Source organism: Kiloniella sp., from assembly GCF_048259265.1.
Taxonomy (GTDB): Bacteria; Pseudomonadota; Alphaproteobacteria; order Kiloniellales; family Kiloniellaceae; genus Kiloniella.
The window spans coordinates 369,517-387,707 of the sequence record NZ_JBLXHT010000002.1 but is presented as its reverse complement, the minus strand read 5'-3'; the positions used below and the strand labels follow the sequence as shown (position 1 = coordinate 387,707).

Sequence of the window (18,191 nt, the reverse complement as noted above, 5' to 3'; positions counted from 1 at the left end):
GGCCGGTTATGAAAGAAAGAGATTTTAAAGTACGGGCATTAGGTGAAATTGCGATCCGATGCCGTGACAAGAAAGCAATGATGAAGTTTTATGGTGAGGTGATTGGATTAGAGCACCTTGCCGGAGACGTGGATGACAGAGTGACATTTTTCAAAATTGCAGAGGGCTTTGGCGGTCACACAAGCGTTCTTGCATTGTTTCGCCCTGACAGTGAAACCAACGGAACAGACACCGTTGAGGATCAACTACCTGAAACTGGAGCAAGGTCATCGCTGCACCACATTGCCTTATCACTCCCCTATGAAGAGCAACAGGCTGTGATGGATTGGTACGAACGGATCAATCAGGATTACAGAGTTCAATTGTTCGACTGGATTGGCTGGCGTGGGATTTTCACCCGCGACCCGGATGGAAACACTGTGGAACTGGTAGCAAACGATCCTAAATGGTCAGCGACTTAACCTACAGCTCATTTGAATAAGCAACATTTTGTTCGTATTGCAGTGCGTCATTTGATAAAGATAAACCTCGCCCTCTTCCTTCTTTGTCTGGGTGTTTACCTTATTTAAAATCGGAAAATTAATGAAATATTTTACTACTCTTATTATCATATGTCTCAGTGGCTCTGCTTATGCAGATAAAACCGATAGCGGAAATGACCTTTTTCAAGCATGTAACGCAGGGAAAGAAGATTGCGACATTCCCATACAAGCGGCGTACGATACCCTTGAATACAATGAGTATATTTGCCCTCCAAGCGACATGAATAACGAAAAAGTTAAAAAAATCGTTATGAAAAATCTTAGAGAAAAGCCAAAAGAACGTAGCAAACCGTCCTTCGATTTGATGGTCAGTTGGTTTACTAAATCTTGGCCTTGCAAGTAAGTCCTCAGCTTCTCGTACAATGATTTTTGCCTTTGAGACTATGTTACCACCAGTGCGATAATCATTTACGAACAGACAAAAGACTGGGATATGGTCCTGTCCATTACTGGTCATGAGACTATGAAGATGACGCAAAAATATTCAACACAGAAAAAACGCTACTGCTACGATTAAGAAACTGTGTGAGAGTCGTGGTCAAAAAAGTAAACACCCTTGAAAGTGAAAACCCCTGACACTCATTTTCATAAGAGTATCAGGGGTGTATATGGTGCGCCCGGCAGGATTCGAACCTGCGACCTACTGATTAGAAGTCAGTTGCTCTATCCAGCTGAGCTACGGGCGCTTTATTCTTTTTAAGGTGATTAGTGTGTCCAACGACCGAGGCGGGTGGTACTGAAATTATCGCCATATCCTTTGGGCTTTAATTTCCGTTCCTTTGGCTCTTCAACGCTGTACATAACACCCTGACGTTGTGCATATGCAATCGCTTCTTCTTTACTATCGAACCACATACGAAGTTGTCCACGCGTATCACGAGAAGATGTCCAGCCCATAAGCGGTTCAATCTCGCGCGCTGCGTCAGGTTCATATTCAACAAGCCAGCGTTTGGTGTTTGCACGACCAGACTGCATTGCATTTTTCGGCGGCTGATAAATACGAACTTGCATGTTTACCTCTAGTATCAGGTCTTCAGAAAACCAGCGATATAATTTTGCCAACGATATAATCTTAGTGGTCGGGGAGAGAGGATTCGAACCTCCGACCCTCTGGTCCCAAACCAGATGCGCTACCAGGCTGCGCTACTCCCCGTTTCCACGAACATCGTATAAGACAGAGTAACACGCAAGGCAACAATCTTTTTTTAAATCATTGTAATTTTCGCCTTAAAAGAGACAATGCGCTGAATAACTTAAGAAAGTCTTTAACCCTAACGGCTAAAAAAGTGACAAAACAAAGTCACTTATCAAGCATCGAAGGTTCAAAAATTCCCCTTAAGATCGTGTAGATATAACAAGGTTTAATAAGCAGTTATGACAGAAAACGCCCTCGGATCTGATCTCTGGATCATGGCACAGGTCAGACAATCCAATCAAAATGGAATCCCGGCCATGATTATCCACAAGGGTGATCCCGATCGCGGGAGTTTGTTGCTGAAGATCAATCTTCTGGGACCAGGCTGTCAGGTATTAAGCCAGACACGGGATATAGACGGTAATCTGGCATGGTTAGCGGCCAACAAAGGCGAGCTTATGGATGACTACGCGGCCCATGAATATGTCGAACGGGCCGTTAACCGCGACCCTGATCTTTGGGTTGTCGAGTTCGAAGACAGAAACGGCGTAAACCCCTTTGGTGGAGAAATTCTCTAACGCCTTTTCTAACACCGGAGATTTACGCCATTTTGATTAGACCAATAATGATCTGGTCAATATTTGCACGATAGAAGAACTGACTTCTAATCAGTAGGTCGCAGTTACAGCCCCTATCGTTCTCTGGTCGCCGTAAAGTTGAGCTTGGGGTTATCTTCCTGAATTCGACCCATGTCCCAGTGGTTACGAGCCATGTAAACTGGGCATCCATCTCTATCGTCTGCCAACGAACCTTTGTTGCGATCAAGGAAATGCTTCATCGCAGCAGCATCGTCTGATGTTACCCAACGGGCGGTGACAAATGGTGCGGCCTCGAAACCAACATTAATGCCGTATTCCTGCTCTATTCGAGCCAAAAGGACTTCCAGCTGTAGTTGCCCGACAACACCAACAATATAGCTGGCGCCAATGATCGGACGGAAGACCTGTGTGACCCCCTCTTCCGCCAAACTCTCCAAAGCCTTGGAAAGATGTTTGGCTTTGAGCGGATCGTCAAGACGAACCCGTTGCAGGATTTCAGGGGCAAAGCTTGGAATACCAGAGAAGCGGATGTTTTCGCCCTCTGTCAGACTATCACCTACCCGAAGTGTTCCGTGATTAGGTATGCCGATAATATCTCCCGGCCACGCTTCTTCTGCCAGTTCTCTGTTCTGGGCAAAGAACATGATCGGGTTATGGATGCTCATGGATTTACCCGTGCCCATCTGATGCAGCTTCATGCCGCGCTTAAACCTGCCGGAACAGATACGCATAAAGGCAATACGGTCCCGATGTTTCGGGTCCATGTTTGCCTGCACCTTAAAGACAAAGCCGGTAACCTTGCTATCAGAAGGTTCAACTTCTTTGGGCTCTGCGGGCTGCGTCGTTGGTGCCGGGGCAAACTGCAACACAGCATCCAAAAGCTGCTTTACACCAAAGCTTTTCAAGGCAGATCCAAAATACACAGGCGTCAGGTGCCCTTCGCGGTAGCTCTCCAGATCAAAAGCAGGATAGCCATCCATGGCCAGATCTGCTTCTTCCAGCAGTGTATCGTACTGATCGCTCGGAATAAGATTAGGCAGTTCATCGCCCAGAAGCTCTGCCTTTACGGGCGTGCCATAGCTATCTTCCCCGGTAAAAGGGATCATTTCTTCACGGACAAGGTCATAACAGCCTTTGAACGTACCGCCGCCGCCAACAGGCCAAACCATCGGCACGGTATCAAGCGCCAAAGCTTCGGCAACTTCATCCAGAATTTCAAAGACTTCACGACCTTCACGGTCCATCTTGTTCACAAAGGTAATGATAGGGATATCGCGCAGACGACAAACTTCGAAAAGCTTACGCGTTTGAGCCTCAATACCTTTAGCCGCGTCAATCACCATGATCGCAGAATCAACCGCGGTCAACGTACGATAAGTATCTTCACTGAAATCTTCGTGGCCCGGTGTATCCAACAGGTTGAAAGTAGCTCCTTCGTATTCAAAGGTCATAACCGAAGTCGTAACCGAAATACCACGGGCCTGCTCAATCTTCATCCAGTCAGAATGCGCTCGTCTGTTTTCGCCCTTGGCCTTCACCTGTCCAGCCATACGAATAGCACCACCCAACAACAGTAACTTCTCTGTCAGTGTTGTCTTACCCGCATCCGGGTGCGAGATGATGGCAAAGGTGCGGCGGGCTTCGGCCTGTTTGGCAATTTCAGAAGACATGATTTTGTTTTTCTACCAATGTGTACACAAATATGTACACATTCCTGTAAACTTTAATATGCACATATATTATTCTGCCGGGACAATCTCTTTTATTCGCGTTGAGGTCAAGACCGAACAGGTTAAAGCGTCAGAAGAGAAATACTCTTATACCTATTTTGTCATGCCTTGCTCTGACCGGATCATATCCAATAACCCGGGAAATCGATTCTCGATATCCTCTATTCTCAATTGAGCGGCACGACTATTCCCACGATTAACCTGCCTGATAAGTCCAGACTCGCGCATTACCTTGAAATGATGCGTCGTTGTGGCCTTTGACACAGGCAATTCAAAAGAAGCGCACGTTCGCTCACATCCAACAGGTGCGAGTGATAACTCTCTGATCACCCTTCTGCGCAAAGGATCAGAAAGCGCTGATAACACATTACCAAGTTGCATCTCATCAACACTTGGGTGTCCTTCATCATCTGGCATTTTATCTCCATAGGTATGATTTGACTCGTACCTTAAACACAACTAAGCACATAGGTATGAAATAAATCATACCAAAGGTTAAGCCAATGTCCACGAATATTGTAATTGAACTCCCGGAAACTCAACCGAACGAAAAGGCCCCTTATGCATTAGTGGGTCGTGTCCATGCCAAACCCGAAATGAGTGATTTATTGGAAAAAAGACTATTAGAACTAGTTGAACCGACCCGCCGTGAAGAAGGCGCAATGCAGTATCATGTTCATAGAGATCGACATGATTTAAATCTATTTGTCTTCTATGAAGTTTGGCGCAGTAAGAAAGATTTAGAAGATCACCTGAACAAACCCTATGTGCAATATTTTTTAAAAGACAGGCTGTCTTACATAGAGGGTGATATGGAAATTACATGGCTAACAATGGCGAGTTCACACCCTTCCTAAAATTTAAAATGATAAAAGGGAGCATAAACATTTTTCACAGCAACATCACAAATCTGTGTTCCTTTTTAGCCAAGAAGGCAACTATCTATTTGTTTTAAAACAAATAACTATCACACCTAAAAAAACAGATCGTATTCACCCAAAAGTTGAACGAACTTGGTTTAATTGAAATTTAAGATACCTAGCGCAATATATTAAGCAGAGCAGGTGCTCGCTCTATATGGCACCCTTGAAAGGAGGCCCCTATGCTAAAGTACATCACCCTAGCTGTGATCTCTTTTACGGGTTTCGTTACGACATTACCGGCTTATGCACAAAATCAGTGCGATAAGCGCGATAGTATTCTTGAAATGCTTTCTGATCGGTATAGTGAAAAAACTCAAGCTGTTGGCGTTACGAATAAAGGCGGTTTAATTGAGGTTCTTACCAACAAAGATGGTGGAACATGGACCATTATTGTAACAACACCGCATGGTATTAGCTGTCTGGTTGCCGCTGGTGAAGGCTGGAAGCAACTAGAAAAAGCAGCTCTAGAGCCAGAGGTTTAGTCCAAGGATTAAGAAATAACCACTTCTGATTATTGCACTATCTTTGTAACAATGGATGCTGTGCGATATCGCCGACTTTGATGCCGAGCTGGAATGTCGTTCCCGCGTTAAGCTCTAATACCCCGATAACATCCTGACCAGACGCGATGGTCTTTGTAGAGTGTGGGGTCGTATTCTCTTTTATATAAACAACTTTACCTTCAGAGTTAAAAAACAACATGTCTAACGGAATATAGGTGTTTTTCATCCACATCGTGACATTGTTCTGCTTATTATAAACAAATAACATGCCCGCATTTGCTGCCATATTCTTCCGATACATAAGCCCTTGAGAACGCTCTTCATTAGTAGAGGCAATCTCGATGTTAAATTTATGGGCTTTACCAGTTGCAGAAAAAATAGTCAGAGTATCTTTTTCAAATACAATTTGTGCGACACTGATACTGGTCGCAATAAAGATCATCCCGAACAAAAGAGTAATCTTATATATATGTGTCCAGATAAAAGACATTGCGGTTACAATTATTCCTATTAATTTCAGGATTCCTGCTAATACTCGCCTACTTTATCAATCTCTCATCGTACAATATCAAAACCAAATTCATTTGGTTGGCGGCACCTAACTTTCAAAACGCTAATGCCTGTACAAATTACAAACAAGTAATAAATACACCAACAACATTACCTTTAACGTTGCTATGACTTTAAAGCAGAAAGATCTTGTCTTTACCATAACATCTTATGTTAATATTAATTGAAATATCAATCTGTTGTCCCAAAGACACCGATGAGGAAGAAACCGATGAGTCACAATAGCATCCTTGTTCACCTAGCCAATGACGATGAACACCAGACACGACTGGATGTCGCCCTACGCCTTGCTAAACAAAACAATGCTCATATATCGGCCCTCTTTATCACGACACCAATCGGCATGCCTGTAGAGGTTTATGGTCGCGGGGCATCAGTTCAATACCTTCTGGATGCGACAAAATCAGCTGAGAACAGAGCTGATGAGCTCGAAAAAGAGTTTAAAGATATCTGTCATCGTGAAAACATTTCTCATAACTGGATCGTCGAAGAAGGTGATCATATCAGCCTTTTGGCTGACCATGCTCATGCTGCGGATATCATCATTGTTAGTCAGCCAACATTTGAACACTTTGAAGATCGTTTTAGAACCCGTCTTGTCGAAGAAGTTACCCTCCTCAGCGGCCTGCCTTGCCTTATGATTCCTCGGGGGTTTGACGCTTCAAAAGATATTGGTAAGCGTATGATGGTCGCTTGGAAAGGAACCAGAGAAGCTCTTCGTGCTGTGCGTGACAATTTAAGTGAATTAAAAAAGGCGGAAAAGGTTTTCCTTTTGACAATTCAACCAGAAACAGAGGACGCCTTGTCTCTAAGCGAAGTTAGAAACTACCTCAAGCGACACAATATAGAGGCAGAAACCGTAAAGATTGCCCAAACAGAAAACTCTATCGGACAAACCATTCAAGATGCAGCATTGGCGCAATCTTGTGACGTTATTGTTTGTGGCGCTTATGGACATAGCCGCCTAAGGGAAATGCTTCTTGGTGGTGTCACAAAGTACCTGGTTAAAGAAGCAAAAATCCCTATCATCATGTCTCACTAAAAACGCAACGAGGGGATATCCCAAAAAGTTCCGTTAGGATCAATCAGGCGTAAAAATTCGCAGAAAATGAGTGTCTGACTATTTCTTCAGATACTTATTTAAAGCGCCCGTTATCGTATCAGCAATTTGATAGTGTAGTTTTTCACGTCCAACCTTTGCATCAGACACACAAATTTCATCACCACCTCCTTCTTCTTTTAAGATAAAGGCACCCTTTGGCTTACAAACACTGAATGCACTAAAATGAGCGGCGTTCTCTATTCTTGTATAGCTTGAGTTTGGTATCTTTCTCGCAAGGTCAGATGCATTAAGGGCCCTTGGGATGGTTTTTTCTGATCCTAAATTTATAATGCTAATAGGAACGGTTATCTCTTTTAAATCTTGCTCAGAAAAACTCGTCGTCAGTTCAGGATCAATAATAACAGCAGCTTGAATACGTTTATCCAAGTGTTTTTTGCCCAGCCCAGTTAAATCGATTACGCGCAAATTCACATCAAACTTTTCAAACCACTTACAATCCATTCCCCCATCGACCTCATCACATGATTGAACAAATCTGTCCTTATCAATACGCGCCCCGACAAGGTTTAACACAGATGTCCCCCCTAGAAAGAAGCCTACCGCACCTATTCTTTGATGATCAATCCGCGTACGCCAGTTTGGATTTTTTTCAATCTCTGTCAGGACTGTCGAAATGTCATCAGGACGTTTCCATAACTCTTGATTTGCAATTAGTGCGTCCTCATACCCTAGAGCAGGTGCTTTTACATCCACAACGATAAACCCGTTTTTGACAAGTTTAGAAGCAAGCCAAGAGCTTTGGTTGGGTGCAGACCTCATCCCACCATGAGAGAGAAGCACAACAGGAAAAGTTCCAGAGATAATAGAAGCATTTTTTTGTGCTGCAGTTCCTTCGAATACTGCATTTTGGCCAACATAAACAACTTTGCCACTTGCTCTTGCCGGATACCACATCATGACCTTTAACGGAACCGTCCGTTCCGGAGATTCAATCGCTAATTCCTTGACCCCAACAACGATTTCATCTGCCTTTGCGGCAAAACTCAAAAAAAAAAGAAGAAACAGAAAGGTAAACTAATATAACGAAAGAAATTTGCCGCAACTTGAACCTCCATCAGAGCTTCTCAAAAAAAGAATAGAGGGTTTACCTTACCCAATTATTTCAAAAACGCCGGGGTGAACCTTAATAGGCGCAGGAAAGCCTTTGCCCAAGACCCTCATTCCATCAGAGTTTAATCCGTCCTGGTTTTCATAGCCCTTGTTGACAACGGCATCATAGGATTCTCTATCTTTCCAAACGACGATATTGATATAATTAATTTTATCATTTTGAACCGACGCCCGATAAAAGGTCGAGGAAACAAAACCTGGCTGCTTTTTAAAATAAGTTACATACAGTTCACGTGTCTCAATTGCGATTTCCTCGTACCCGTCGGGTACTTCAATACAATTTATTGCACTGATTTGCGACATTACTGGATTATCTTTCTTCTTTGAAATTCTTCCACTCGAAATAAGCTTTCATAAAGAAGGTAGTAGCTCATTATATTAAATATTCTAGTTCAATAAAAGTTACCATTTTTATATAGATCCGACAGGCATAAAAAGCGCCCCTAAAAGGAGCGCTTTTTACAAAATCTACCTTAGTTTCAAACTAGATAAAGAAGATAAAGGTCAGCACAACAAAGCACGGGATAAGAATTGCCCCGGACCATAACATATACCCAAAGAAACTTGGCATTGGGACACCACTTTCTTCTGCGATGGAACGAACCATAAAGTTAGGTGCATTCCCCACATAGGTATTAGCCCCCATGAACACTGCACCCGCAGAAATTGCCAGCAACGTATTTGAAAGCTCTCCGGTAAGTGTCGCAACATCACTCCCTGTCGTATTAAAAAACACGAGATAGGTCGGTGCGTTATCAAGGAAGCTTGAAAGAATACCTGTGGCCCAAAAATACATATAGTTTACAGGCTGTCCATCAGAGGTACTTACAGATTCAACAATCATTCCCAAAGCACCAGAAGTCCCCGCCTTCAAGATCGCAATTGCCGGTATAATGGTAATGAAAATACCAATAAACAATTTGCCGACTTCAAGAATTGGAAACCAATTAAATCCATTTTCTTTCCGGCTTTGATCGTTGGTAAGCCGAAGGGATAGATATGCCAAAAACAGCAGTATCGCATCGCGAACGAGGTTCTGGATCTCAACATGTACATGATAGATATTAAAAGAAATGCCCGGCTTCCAGACACCCGACATCAAAACAGCCGCCACAACACCGACTAAAAGCAAGAGGTTGATTTTACCATCCAGGGCAAAAGAAGCCTCATCAGCAGGCTCTACCGTTGCGGGATCAACGATGATAGGGCCTTCTTTGCTGTATAAAAAACTATCAAGCGCAAAATACACCAATAGAAGTACGATAGATAAGAATAACATCGGCAAGAACATATGCACTGTCGGCCAAAAGAAATCTACGCCCTTGAGGAACCCCAAAAAGAGAGGCGGATCGCCAAGAGGTGTCAAAGAACCACCAATATTTGCAACAAGGAAAATAAAGAACACAACAGTGTGCGTTTTATGCTTTCGGTGCTCCATCGCCCGAATTAAAGGACGGATCAAAAGCATCGCCGCACCCGTGGTGCCCATAAAACTGGCTAAGGTCGTCCCGATCAACAAGATAATGGTATTGAGTACTGGTGTTCCTGTTAATTTTCCGCGGACTCGGACCCCCCCCGCCACTGTAAACAAGCTGAATAACAAGATAATGAAGGGAAAATATTCCAATAACCCAACATGAAGAGTTTCATAGAGTGCGAGTTCATAACCGTGGAAAATAGTAAACGGGATTAAAAAACAAACCGCCCAGAATCCAGATACTTTACCAAAGTTCTTATGCCAAAAATGTGGTGCGATTAACGGGAAAATCGCAATGGAGAGCAGCATACAAGCAAAAGGAACTACCCAAATCAGGCCAAGATCTTTTCCTTCGAGATGGGGGGCCCCCGCCCCAGCAGCAAACGCAATGCTTGGAAAAATACCCACGAGAAGCGTTAAGAAGCCGGATACGACGGCTCTGCTGAACCAAGGTTTAATTCCCATATTATCCCCTACCTTTGTTTATCTCGTTTAATAAAGTAGAACTCGATATTTTATATTTTTGTCTTATATTTGCCAGAGTATTGAATTTTACAGTGTCCATTTTTTTAAAGGCATTACACTATAAAAACAAGGTTTTGGTGTTACTTTAATTTGTACTCTGGATAAACAAATCAAGGGATTATCTCATTAATTATTTTGTTAAAGAGAACGCACCAACAAGCTCCTCAATCGATTTGGGATTACCTACCTATGGAGCAGAAATTCACGACATGCAGTCATTGATTGATAAAAAGTTGTTGCGGCGATCCTCTGTCATATGATTAATCCTGTGAATTACTCATATGTATAAAGGCAACATAATGACAAAACCAACAACCCTACCTGGCATTCAAAAACGTCTGGAAGTATTGAGCCAAGAACTGATTACCCTCATTCAGCAATACCAACTAGATGCACAAAACCCACTGGATGTAATTCCCGTTGCACGACAAAAGGTATCAAAGAAAGAAGATTACATCAGGTTTCTGGAACTATCCTTGGAAGGCCGTCTTCTTGGGGAGGCAGCTCAACATCTTGAAACATCATCAGAGAAAACATAAATGGCGCAACTGGTAACTAACACCAACACTATTACTCACAACGATAGGAAATAATTCCCCTTTAAAATACTCCTTTATTAGCAATTTATTAAAAAAACAAAGATAAAAATATTAACATATGACTGTTTTATTGATACATTAATCTTACAGTCACTCATAATACATCCTGCTATTGATTATATGCCGAATTATATTTTACTTTAATAGCATGTTACTCGACACTCACAGGCGAACACTTTGAATCAAGAGGGCGGTAAAGTATAAATGATTATCGCAACCATCAAGGGTAAGCATGAGAAATAAAAAAACACTTCCAAAAAGAATTACTGGTGTCCCTAACGCTGTTGATGTCCACGTTGGTCAAAGGTTACGGTTACGGCGTACTCTACTCGGTTTAAGCCAAGAAAAACTTGGCGAAGCACTTGGTCTGACATTTCAACAAATTCAAAAGTATGAGCGCGGAACCAATCGTATCGGCGCAAGTCGATTGTATGATTTAGCCCGCGTTCTTGATATTGATATCGGTTATTTCTTTGATGAAATGACGGATGAAGTATCCCATCGCTCCCCTGGTCAGATAAGAGGCATGGCAGCGGAAAGCGAAGAGCTTCCCTTTCAAAAGGACCCGATGGCCAGACGAGAAACCTTGGAATTGGTCAGGGCATATTACAAAATCGAAGAAACAACAGTTAGGAAGCGCTTGTTGGACATGGCCAAAACACTTGGAAAAGTGGCCAGCGACCCATCTGACTCTGAAGAGTAGCACACAGACTTATCTATCTACACCAACCTTGGAAACATACCAAGTACGATCGATTAAAATTCATATAAGCTCATTAGCGAGGTCCCACAAAAAGCCATTTTAGTGGTTTTTATCAGATTCAGAAAATTGCAGCATCTAGTAATTTTTTGAAAGATTTTAGTAAGTTTTCACTGCTAGAATTTTCACATGTATATTGACACTTACTTTTCATCTTTTGTCGATTTTCCCGGCAATGCTGCACCATATATTGGGGCTTTTCGTCCTGATCTCGTTGCACTTTCAGTCGCCATAGCCATATTTGGCGGATGGGCGGGAATGATGTGTTTGGCGCGCGCCGAAAAACTTACCGTAAATAACGAAGGAAGCGGTGCACTCTGGAAAATAGCTGGTGGGCTAGCCTTTGGCGGTGCAATCTGGGGCATGCATTTCATCGGGATGTTGGCTTTTTCACTTCCCTGCGGGATCACTTATGATTTCCTAACGACTTCTATCTCGATTATCCCGGCAATTCTTGCCAGTTTGACCGCGCTTTCTGTGGTCAGCCAGCAACGTTACAACCTTCATCTCCGGCTAATGATTGGTGCTGTCTTGATGGGCTCGGGCATCGGAACAATGCATTATGTCGGCATGGCAGCAATGCGTATGCCTGCCATTATCTTCTACGATCCACAATATGTGATTTTATCCGTCATAGCTGCCGTCGTCTTGTCTTATATTTCTCTGGCTGTTGTCGAGTATGGACAACGCCAAACTTCTTATCGCTTCGCACGACAAATAATCGCTGCGACGACACTTGGGCTCGCAGTTGCGTCAATGCACTATATTGCCATGCAAGCAGCGATTTTCTACCCAATCTTAGAGGATATCGGTCCAACGGGCAGACTGGCTGATGTTGTTCTCGCAATCTTTGTTGGTCTTGGCACGTTGGTCCTTGCCGGGGGTGTTGCCACGGCAGCCTTTGCCGCTCGCCTGAAAGAAAGTGTCCGAAATCTGGCCAATGAAGCCCGTCGACGTACGATGGCGGAAAAAGAGGCGCGTGCAGATCAAGCACGATTACAAGCAATTTTCGATACGGCCGTAGAGGCCATTATCGTGATCGATAAACAGGGTACCATTCGCAAATGGAGTGAAGGTGGATATCGTATTTTTGGATATACCGCACAAGAAGCTCTAGGGCAAAATATTGCCATGATAACCAATGGTATCAGCCCCCAAGAACACCAAAGATATATTAAACGGTTCGAAGAATCACGTGAAGCCCGCGTTATTGGTATTGGGCGTGAGGTTTCCGGGTTACATAAAGATAAAACAGTTATTCCTTTGGAACTGTCGGTTGGCGAAACCAAAATTGACAACGAGGTTTTCTATACAGGTATTTTACGAGACATTTCAGTACGTAAAAAAATTGAACGCGAGTTAAGAGAAACAACCCGCGCTAAAGAAGCCAATGAAATGAAATCAAATTTCCTGGCCCATATGAGCCACGAAATGCGAACACCTCTAAATGCCATTCTCGGTTTTTCTGATATTATGCGGGCACAGACATTCGGGCCAATTAGCGAAACGTATGTTGGATATTCAGAAGATATTTTTTCATCAGGGAACCACCTGCTTAGTCTTGTGGATGCCCTGCTCGAACTCTCAAAAGTAGAACAAAATGCTCAAGATCTGGAGTTGACAGATATCACGTTGCCCACGTTAATCTCGGATGCCATCAACATGCTCCAAAAACGTGCCAAGGAAAACAGCGTAACCCTATCCGTACTGTTGGACAATGATTTACCAGAAACCGTAAATTCAGATCGGGGTAAACTATATCAGGTCCTGATCAACCTTATTACAAATGCGGTACAATACACACCAGCACAAGGTCGGGTTACCATTCGCGCGTGGCCATGTAATGAGCTCATCAAAATTGTTATTGAAGACAACGGGATTGGCATGACCGAAGAAGAAGTCGAGTTCGCAATTAAACCGTTTGGACAAGTCAAAAATGCCTTTACTTCTGACTTGTCTGGAACTGGTCTTGGTTTGCCTATCGTTCACGCATTTGTAGATTTGCTCAGCGGCAAGCTTGAGATCACAAGCAAAAAAGGCGACGGCACAAAAGTGGAAGTTATGCTGCCAATATCTTTAGAAAAGCAGCTTGCTGAAAGGCAAACCGCCGTTGGATAAAATATCAGCGTGACAAGAAAGCCTTCCAATACTCTTTCCTAAAAAAGATACATCCCAGACAAAAGCATCATTAATCTAAAAATCGCTGGTAAGGCAGATAATACTGGTCAAAGTGCAACAGTTCTTCACAAAATTTACTGAGCAATAAATTTACTGCGCAATAACTTTAAAGGCAGTTAACCAACCATAAGAAAGCACGAATAGGAAGAACCCAAAACTACCAAACGCCACCAAACTGCTTAGTAAAAAATCCAACATTTTTGTTTCATCTTGCATATCAGGCTCCTCAGTTCAAACTCAACAAGAACAATGTATGAACATTTATGCCCCAGAGTATCAACTTCGTCAAGAACAAAAAGAGAACAAATTATGTTGATTTACATCAAAAATAGATAAAGGTGTTATTTTTCAATTAGCTAAAAGAGATAAAAATATTTAGGAGCCTAATCAGGCGTCTCTAGTAAAGGAACATAACGCACAAGGCTACGAGGACTAATTTTTAGCAAGGAACTTTCATTCTCACTGACAAGCTTGTCATAGAGGCTTTGATCCGCATCAAATTTTTTATTTCTTATTTTTTCACTCAAGCCTTCATCCCATGTCGGAAAAGGATTGTGTTCAGGCTCAGCTTCCAGAACTGACAAGGCAATCCATTCGATCCGTTTAATTGCCTTGAGTAGATCTGAAGGTATCGGCGTGTTATTTCTCTCATACTCAGAAGTGAGTTGATAAACCTGTCTGTTTAAGGCTTCGACATATTTACGCACAGGTATTCTCCACAGCCTCAGAGAACGACCAACTTTCCGGTGGTGTTAACTCTAATAACATTCGTTCAATTTCCAAAGGTCGAACCAGCCCTGTTAACCCCAGCTCCAAATCCTTTTCACCTTCGACAAAGTTTCGATCCCCTTGTTGAATTGCAATAATAAGCCACCTTATAAGCGACATCACCTCCCAAAACAGCACGCGGGTTTCATCAACATCAACACCCGTTACGGAACTATATCCCTTATAAAAGCTCGTTCTGCTTGATATTCCTCCTGCCGGCGAGTCTTCCATTCCATACCGCCAGCATTTTGCACAAAACCAGCCGAGATCGCTGTAAGGGTCCCCCCATCCGGAAAACTCCCAGTCTAACAATCCAGATAAACCATTCGGTGTTGCCAAATAATTGGCCGTTCTGAAGTCCCCATGCGTCATCGTAACGATGGATGGCTCCGTACGTTCCAATTGAGATTGACACCACCGCATCGCCCACTCGGCTGGTAAAGAGATATCATTCCGGTTATCAAAAAAATCTTGATACGATTTTATTTTCTGGCGAATTACATCCAGGTTGGATTTCGTTACCGTCGCCTGACTATCCTTGGGTTGAATAGTATGAATTTTGGCAAGTTCGCTCCCCAACTCCAAGCCCAGTTTTTCACCGATGTTAAGTTGACGAATTTGTTCAAAATCTGTTGTACCAGCCAAGTATTCTAAAAGAATAAAAGGCTTTCCTATTATGCTTAAGTCCTCACAAAGGCAAAAAGGTTCAGGAACTCTAACACCAGCCTTCCAAGCCAGAGACAGGAATTCGAACTCTTGCTTTTTAGATAGGCTACCCGGAATTTTTGTCTTGGCATCCGTCCGCAAAACAACAAAAAGTTGTTCGTCCTCAACAGAACGAAGCACCACTTTCCAGTTTTCCTGAATTGCACCTCCGGACATTGTGAACATCTTTTCAATACGAAGTCCTTGACGACCTAACACCTTGCACACAAATTGAGATAATGCTTCGTTTGTTATTTTATTGCCCAATGACAAATCCACAGCTTGTCCTTTTATTATGAAGCCAGTGTTCCTATATCTGGGTAACTCATAACAAATAGATCTTCGCCAACAAAGTCAGAAACAGACCGAGACTTTTCTAAATACGCTACAACCTATAAGGCCCGCATTACCATGACAAAGACGCCTATTGAAATCGATGTATATTCTGACCCTATTTGCCCCTGGTGTTACATTGGGTATAAAAGATTTCAAAAGGCGAAAAAACTACGGCCGGATTTTAACGTAAAAATTCGTTGGTTATCATTCCAGCTAAATCCCGATATGCCATCAGAGGGTATGGACCGCCAAACTTATCTGGATACAAAATTCGGTGGCCGGACCAATGCAACTCAATTTTACAGCCAAATTGCTGCGGCAGGAAAATCCGAAGGCATCGATTTCAAGTTTGATGACATCCGGAAAACCCCAAACACGGTTGAGGCCCATCGTCTTTCCCTTTTTGCCGCAACACAGGGGAAACAGGACGAATTAATGGAACGCCTGTTCGAAAGTTATTTCCTTGAAGGAAAAAACATTGGTGGACGTGACATTCTCATCAAAATAGCCACAGAAGTCGGTTTAAAAGGAGCTGACGAATATTTGGACAGCGCTCAGGGCCACGAAGACGTTTTATACACAGATCAAAACGCGCGTAACCTTGGCCTTACAGGCGTTCCCTGTTTCATTGTTAACCGCCAACACATTCTTCCTGGTGCACAAAGTCCAGATACCTTGGCACAAATGCTGGATATCGGGCACCAGCAACTAAGTGAAGACAGTTAAGCCGGCGCATTAAAATTTGGCACCGTAAGGTATGTACATCGCCAACCCAGGGACGAACCAAAGCAGTACAGCTGTGCAAAGCATAATTAAGACAAAAGGCCAAACACCCTGAATAACTTCAGACAGTTTGGCTTTTCCAACAGCTTGTACGACAAAAAGATTCATTCCCACTGGTGGCGTGATTAAGGCGCATTCGATCATAATAACAAAGAGAACACCAAACCAGATTGGATGAATGCCCATGGGTGCCAGAGATTCAAACAAGACCGGCATCATAATGAGCAACATGCTCAGCGATTCCAGGAACAATCCCATGACCAGTAATACGATACAGATAATCAGAGTAAACAGCCATGGTTCAGAAAAAGCAGTTGCAACAAAGCTCGTGACATCCTGTGGAATTTGATAAATTGTAATTGATTTCCCGAACAAAGCAGCAGCAGCAACAATAAGCAGAACGGTTACCGTTGTTTTCATCGCGGCCATCGCTGCAGTATGAATATCTTCGAGCGTATTTTTTCTTTTTGCTAAAACGATTGCTAGAGACAAGAAGAACCCGACCCCCGCAGATTCACTTGGGGTAAAAAGCCCCCCATAGATGCCACCAACAACAACAAACGCAATCAAAGCGACCGGAAGCGCAGCGATACTTGCAGAAATGCGTTCTTCCCTGCTCGCTTTTTCTGAACGAATATAGTCTTTATTAAACCGAGCAAAACCAAAGCTATAGAGAATAAACATCCCGGCAAGGAAAATACCCGGGCCAATCCCAGCGAGAAAGAGATTTGGGATCGATGCTTCGGTTATGACCCCGTAAATAATCATCGGAATTGACGGGGGAATTAGGATACCAAGCGTGCCACCAGCGGCAACCAAGCCAAGGACAAAGAACTTGGGATATCCTCTCTTGGTCATCTCCACAATAACAACAGTCCCAACCGTTGCAGCCGTTGCAACAGAAGAACCAGAAATAGCTGCAAACAGTGCACAGGTCAGAACCGTCGCAATCGCCAATCCACCGGGCCAATGCCCGACCCAAGACTGCACAGCCCGAAACAGATCAGAACCAATCCCACCCACGAGCAGAATATGAGACATCAAAAGAAAGAGTGGAACGGCCAGAAGCTCAAAGCTATCAACACCAGAGATCATAAACTGGCTGACCATAATCATCGGCAAGCCCTTGAGCCATAATAAAATAGCCCCGAGAGAAGCCATGGCAATTGCAACGGGAACGCGCAATAGTAACAGGCCAATAAGGGAAAGAAGTATAAGAATGGTTTCCATAATATGGCCCTAGTGCGCTTGATCTAATTCGCTTAAAGTTTCTTCAGTTCCAGTACAGGTTTTATAGAACTCTGATAAGCATTGGAGAAAAAGGAATGTTAATCCTAGAGGGAGCGAAATTTGAATAATCCACATCGGTATCGCCAGAACAGTATCTGTTGTGGCAGAGGTTTTGAGTGAATAACCGATATCTTTAAAGCTATTCACAGTAGCAACAATACAAAAGATTGCCGTCAACGAGATTGCAAAAAGATCCAAGCCCTTACGTAATAACGTACTCACGTTATCGCCAATAATATCAACGATAATCAAGCTTCTTTTTTGCAGTGCAAAGGCAATGCCCAAATAGACACACCAGATTTGGGCAATCTGGGAAAACTCTTCTGACCATTTGGTCGGCATGCCCAGTTTTCTCATTACAACTTCATAAGTGATAAAAAAACCGATCAAGAAGAAAAGCCACGCCGCAACAACACCTGCTGCGTTTGTTAGCTTATCTATTGCTTTAGAAAAGTGATTAAAGGATTTCATGATATCAAAGACTATTTATTGCCAGACACTTAAAAACTATAGAGAGGGATAAACAACATTATCC

Annotated in this window: 22 protein-coding genes and 2 tRNA genes; 10 read left to right on the top strand and 14 right to left on the bottom strand. The window is 43.1% G+C overall.

Going from position 1 to position 18,191, the window contains the following annotated elements:
- Nucleotides 1–8: 8 nt before the first annotated feature.
- The gene (locus tag ACN0QW_RS05015) at nt 9–461 is read left to right on the top strand and encodes a VOC family protein (protein ID WP_417429303.1); all 453 of its coding nucleotides are present in this window, start codon (nt 9–11) and stop codon (nt 459–461) included.
- Nucleotides 462–582: 121 nt separating this feature from the next.
- Nucleotides 583–885 (top strand): Rap1a/Tai family immunity protein, encoded by a 303-nt coding sequence (locus ACN0QW_RS05010; protein WP_417429301.1) that lies wholly within the window; start codon nt 583–585, stop codon nt 883–885.
- Nucleotides 886–1,151: 266 nt separating this feature from the next.
- Here ACN0QW_RS05010 and ACN0QW_RS05005 read toward each other — a convergent pair.
- The 3 genes from ACN0QW_RS05005 to ACN0QW_RS04995 all read right to left on the bottom strand — a co-directional run bounded on the left by ACN0QW_RS05005 (nt 1,152) and on the right by ACN0QW_RS04995 (nt 1,695).
- Nucleotides 1,152–1,228: transfer RNA gene (locus ACN0QW_RS05005), tRNA-Arg, on the bottom strand.
- A gap of 19 nt (nt 1,229–1,247) precedes the next feature.
- Nucleotides 1,248–1,553 carry an ETC complex I subunit gene (locus ACN0QW_RS05000; RefSeq protein WP_085902768.1) on the bottom strand — a complete coding sequence of 102 codons (306 nt, stop codon included), beginning with the start codon at nt 1,551–1,553 and terminating at the stop codon, nt 1,248–1,250.
- Between the two features lie 65 nt (nt 1,554–1,618).
- Nucleotides 1,619–1,695 (bottom strand) — tRNA-Pro (locus ACN0QW_RS04995).
- A 221-nt stretch (nt 1,696–1,916) separates the two neighbouring features.
- Between ACN0QW_RS04995 and ACN0QW_RS04990 the strand changes: the two genes are divergently transcribed.
- Nucleotides 1,917–2,255, top strand: a complete 339-nt coding sequence (locus ACN0QW_RS04990; RefSeq protein WP_299377946.1) for a DUF1491 family protein — start codon at nt 1,917–1,919, stop codon at nt 2,253–2,255.
- Between the two features lie 113 nt (nt 2,256–2,368).
- Here the strand turns inward: ACN0QW_RS04990 and ACN0QW_RS04985 are convergent, their stop codons facing one another.
- Complete coding sequence (locus ACN0QW_RS04985) at nt 2,369–3,946, bottom strand: peptide chain release factor 3 (protein WP_417429298.1); 1,578 nt, start codon at nt 3,944–3,946, stop codon at nt 2,369–2,371.
- Nucleotides 3,947–4,099: 153 nt separating this feature from the next.
- A complete protein-coding gene (locus ACN0QW_RS04980) occupies nt 4,100–4,423 on the bottom strand; it encodes an ArsR/SmtB family transcription factor (RefSeq protein ID WP_417429296.1) in 324 nt (107 codons plus the stop codon).
- Nucleotides 4,424–4,509: 86 nt separating this feature from the next.
- Between ACN0QW_RS04980 and ACN0QW_RS04975 the strand changes: the two genes are divergently transcribed.
- Together ACN0QW_RS04975 and ACN0QW_RS04970 are read left to right on the top strand one after the other, a co-directional pair.
- A complete protein-coding gene (locus tag ACN0QW_RS04975) occupies nt 4,510–4,863 on the top strand; it encodes a putative quinol monooxygenase (protein ID WP_417429294.1) in 354 nt (117 codons plus the stop codon).
- Nucleotides 4,864–5,108: 245 nt separating this feature from the next.
- A complete protein-coding gene (locus ACN0QW_RS04970) occupies nt 5,109–5,411 on the top strand; it encodes a hypothetical protein (RefSeq protein WP_417429292.1) in 303 nt (100 codons plus the stop codon).
- Nucleotides 5,412–5,448: 37 nt separating this feature from the next.
- On the opposite strand, the gene ACN0QW_RS04965 is transcribed toward ACN0QW_RS04970, so the two are convergent.
- The gene (locus tag ACN0QW_RS04965) at nt 5,449–5,922 is read right to left on the bottom strand and encodes a DUF192 domain-containing protein (RefSeq protein WP_417429290.1); all 474 of its coding nucleotides are present in this window, start codon (nt 5,920–5,922) and stop codon (nt 5,449–5,451) included.
- Nucleotides 5,923–6,213: 291 nt separating this feature from the next.
- Here ACN0QW_RS04965 and ACN0QW_RS04960 point away from each other — a divergent pair, with 291 nt between their 5' ends.
- Nucleotides 6,214–7,044 carry a universal stress protein gene (locus ACN0QW_RS04960; protein ID WP_417429288.1) on the top strand — a complete coding sequence of 277 codons (831 nt, stop codon included), beginning with the start codon at nt 6,214–6,216 and terminating at the stop codon, nt 7,042–7,044.
- Between the two features lie 78 nt (nt 7,045–7,122).
- Here the strand turns inward: ACN0QW_RS04960 and ACN0QW_RS04955 are convergent, their stop codons facing one another.
- From ACN0QW_RS04955 to ACN0QW_RS04945, 3 genes are all read right to left on the bottom strand, one after another.
- Nucleotides 7,123–8,112, bottom strand: a complete 990-nt coding sequence (locus tag ACN0QW_RS04955; RefSeq protein WP_417429286.1) for an alpha/beta hydrolase family protein — start codon at nt 8,110–8,112, stop codon at nt 7,123–7,125.
- 102 nt (nt 8,113–8,214) lie between these two features.
- Nucleotides 8,215–8,538: an antibiotic biosynthesis monooxygenase family protein gene (locus ACN0QW_RS04950; protein WP_417429284.1), complete on the bottom strand. Its 324-nt coding sequence runs from the start codon at nt 8,536–8,538 to the stop codon at nt 8,215–8,217.
- 181 nt (nt 8,539–8,719) lie between these two features.
- Nucleotides 8,720–10,177 (bottom strand): sodium:proton antiporter, encoded by a 1,458-nt coding sequence (locus ACN0QW_RS04945; RefSeq protein ID WP_417429282.1) that lies wholly within the window; start codon nt 10,175–10,177, stop codon nt 8,720–8,722.
- A gap of 359 nt (nt 10,178–10,536) precedes the next feature.
- Between ACN0QW_RS04945 and ACN0QW_RS04940 the strand changes: the two genes are divergently transcribed.
- The 3 genes from ACN0QW_RS04940 (at nt 10,537) to ACN0QW_RS04930 (ending at nt 13,714) form a co-directional block, all read left to right on the top strand.
- Entirely contained in the window at nt 10,537–10,776 is a 240-nt protein-coding gene (locus ACN0QW_RS04940; protein WP_417429280.1) for a hypothetical protein, read from the top strand.
- Nucleotides 10,777–11,068: 292 nt separating this feature from the next.
- On the top strand, nt 11,069–11,539 hold the full coding sequence (locus ACN0QW_RS04935; protein ID WP_417429278.1) for a helix-turn-helix domain-containing protein: 471 nt from the start codon (nt 11,069–11,071) through the stop codon (nt 11,537–11,539).
- Nucleotides 11,540–11,725: 186 nt separating this feature from the next.
- On the top strand, nt 11,726–13,714 hold the full coding sequence (locus ACN0QW_RS04930) for an MHYT domain-containing protein (RefSeq protein ID WP_417429276.1): 1,989 nt from the start codon (nt 11,726–11,728) through the stop codon (nt 13,712–13,714).
- Between the two features lie 150 nt (nt 13,715–13,864).
- On the opposite strand, the gene ACN0QW_RS04925 is transcribed toward ACN0QW_RS04930, so the two are convergent.
- The 3 genes from ACN0QW_RS04925 to ACN0QW_RS04915 form a co-directional block, all read right to left on the bottom strand.
- Entirely contained in the window at nt 13,865–13,990 is a 126-nt protein-coding gene (locus ACN0QW_RS04925; RefSeq protein ID WP_417429274.1) for a hypothetical protein, read from the bottom strand.
- A gap of 167 nt (nt 13,991–14,157) precedes the next feature.
- A complete protein-coding gene (locus ACN0QW_RS04920; RefSeq protein WP_417429272.1) occupies nt 14,158–14,481 on the bottom strand; it encodes a hypothetical protein in 324 nt (107 codons plus the stop codon).
- Nucleotides 14,474–15,526 (bottom strand): phosphotransferase family protein, encoded by a 1,053-nt coding sequence (locus tag ACN0QW_RS04915; protein WP_417429270.1) that lies wholly within the window; start codon nt 15,524–15,526, stop codon nt 14,474–14,476. The genes ACN0QW_RS04920 and ACN0QW_RS04915 overlap by 8 nt, the downstream gene beginning before the upstream one ends.
- Nucleotides 15,527–15,658: 132 nt before the next feature.
- Here ACN0QW_RS04915 and ACN0QW_RS04910 point away from each other — a divergent pair, with 132 nt between their 5' ends.
- Nucleotides 15,659–16,309 (top strand): DsbA family oxidoreductase, encoded by a 651-nt coding sequence (locus tag ACN0QW_RS04910; protein ID WP_417429268.1) that lies wholly within the window; start codon nt 15,659–15,661, stop codon nt 16,307–16,309.
- A gap of 9 nt (nt 16,310–16,318) precedes the next feature.
- On the opposite strand, the gene ACN0QW_RS04905 is transcribed toward ACN0QW_RS04910, so the two are convergent.
- Complete coding sequence (locus tag ACN0QW_RS04905; RefSeq protein WP_417429266.1) at nt 16,319–17,596, bottom strand: TRAP transporter large permease; 1,278 nt, start codon at nt 17,594–17,596, stop codon at nt 16,319–16,321.
- A gap of 9 nt (nt 17,597–17,605) precedes the next feature.
- Complete coding sequence (locus ACN0QW_RS04900; RefSeq protein WP_417429264.1) at nt 17,606–18,127, bottom strand: TRAP transporter small permease; 522 nt, start codon at nt 18,125–18,127, stop codon at nt 17,606–17,608.
- Nucleotides 18,128–18,191: the final 64 nt, after the last annotated feature.

Excerpts from the sequence above, each read along its gene's own strand:
- ACN0QW_RS05015 (WP_417429303.1), top strand. The coding sequence starts at position 9 with ATGAAAGAAAGAGATTTTAAAGTACGGGCATTAGGTGAAATTGCGATC.
- ACN0QW_RS05010 (WP_417429301.1), top strand. The coding sequence starts at position 583 with ATGAAATATTTTACTACTCTTATTATCATATGTCTCAGTGGCTCTGCT.
- ACN0QW_RS05000 (WP_085902768.1), bottom strand. The coding sequence starts at position 1,553 with ATGCAAGTTCGTATTTATCAGCCGCCGAAAAATGCAATGCAGTCTGGT.
- ACN0QW_RS04990 (WP_299377946.1), top strand. The coding sequence starts at position 1,917 with ATGACAGAAAACGCCCTCGGATCTGATCTCTGGATCATGGCACAGGTC.
- ACN0QW_RS04985 (WP_417429298.1), bottom strand. The coding sequence starts at position 3,946 with ATGTCTTCTGAAATTGCCAAACAGGCCGAAGCCCGCCGCACCTTTGCC.
- ACN0QW_RS04980 (WP_417429296.1), bottom strand. The coding sequence starts at position 4,423 with ATGCCAGATGATGAAGGACACCCAAGTGTTGATGAGATGCAACTTGGT.
- ACN0QW_RS04975 (WP_417429294.1), top strand. The coding sequence starts at position 4,510 with ATGTCCACGAATATTGTAATTGAACTCCCGGAAACTCAACCGAACGAA.
- ACN0QW_RS04970 (WP_417429292.1), top strand. The coding sequence starts at position 5,109 with ATGCTAAAGTACATCACCCTAGCTGTGATCTCTTTTACGGGTTTCGTT.
- ACN0QW_RS04965 (WP_417429290.1), bottom strand. The coding sequence starts at position 5,922 with ATGTCTTTTATCTGGACACATATATATAAGATTACTCTTTTGTTCGGG.
- ACN0QW_RS04960 (WP_417429288.1), top strand. The coding sequence starts at position 6,214 with ATGAGTCACAATAGCATCCTTGTTCACCTAGCCAATGACGATGAACAC.
- ACN0QW_RS04950 (WP_417429284.1), bottom strand. The coding sequence starts at position 8,538 with ATGTCGCAAATCAGTGCAATAAATTGTATTGAAGTACCCGACGGGTAC.
- ACN0QW_RS04945 (WP_417429282.1), bottom strand. The coding sequence starts at position 10,177 with ATGGGAATTAAACCTTGGTTCAGCAGAGCCGTCGTATCCGGCTTCTTA.
- ACN0QW_RS04940 (WP_417429280.1), top strand. The coding sequence starts at position 10,537 with ATGACAAAACCAACAACCCTACCTGGCATTCAAAAACGTCTGGAAGTA.
- ACN0QW_RS04935 (WP_417429278.1), top strand. The coding sequence starts at position 11,069 with ATGAGAAATAAAAAAACACTTCCAAAAAGAATTACTGGTGTCCCTAAC.
- ACN0QW_RS04930 (WP_417429276.1), top strand. The coding sequence starts at position 11,726 with ATGTATATTGACACTTACTTTTCATCTTTTGTCGATTTTCCCGGCAAT.
- ACN0QW_RS04925 (WP_417429274.1), bottom strand. The coding sequence starts at position 13,990 with ATGCAAGATGAAACAAAAATGTTGGATTTTTTACTAAGCAGTTTGGTG.
- ACN0QW_RS04910 (WP_417429268.1), top strand. The coding sequence starts at position 15,659 with ATGACAAAGACGCCTATTGAAATCGATGTATATTCTGACCCTATTTGC.
- ACN0QW_RS04905 (WP_417429266.1), bottom strand. The coding sequence starts at position 17,596 with ATGGAAACCATTCTTATACTTCTTTCCCTTATTGGCCTGTTACTATTG.
- ACN0QW_RS04900 (WP_417429264.1), bottom strand. The coding sequence starts at position 18,127 with ATGAAATCCTTTAATCACTTTTCTAAAGCAATAGATAAGCTAACAAAC.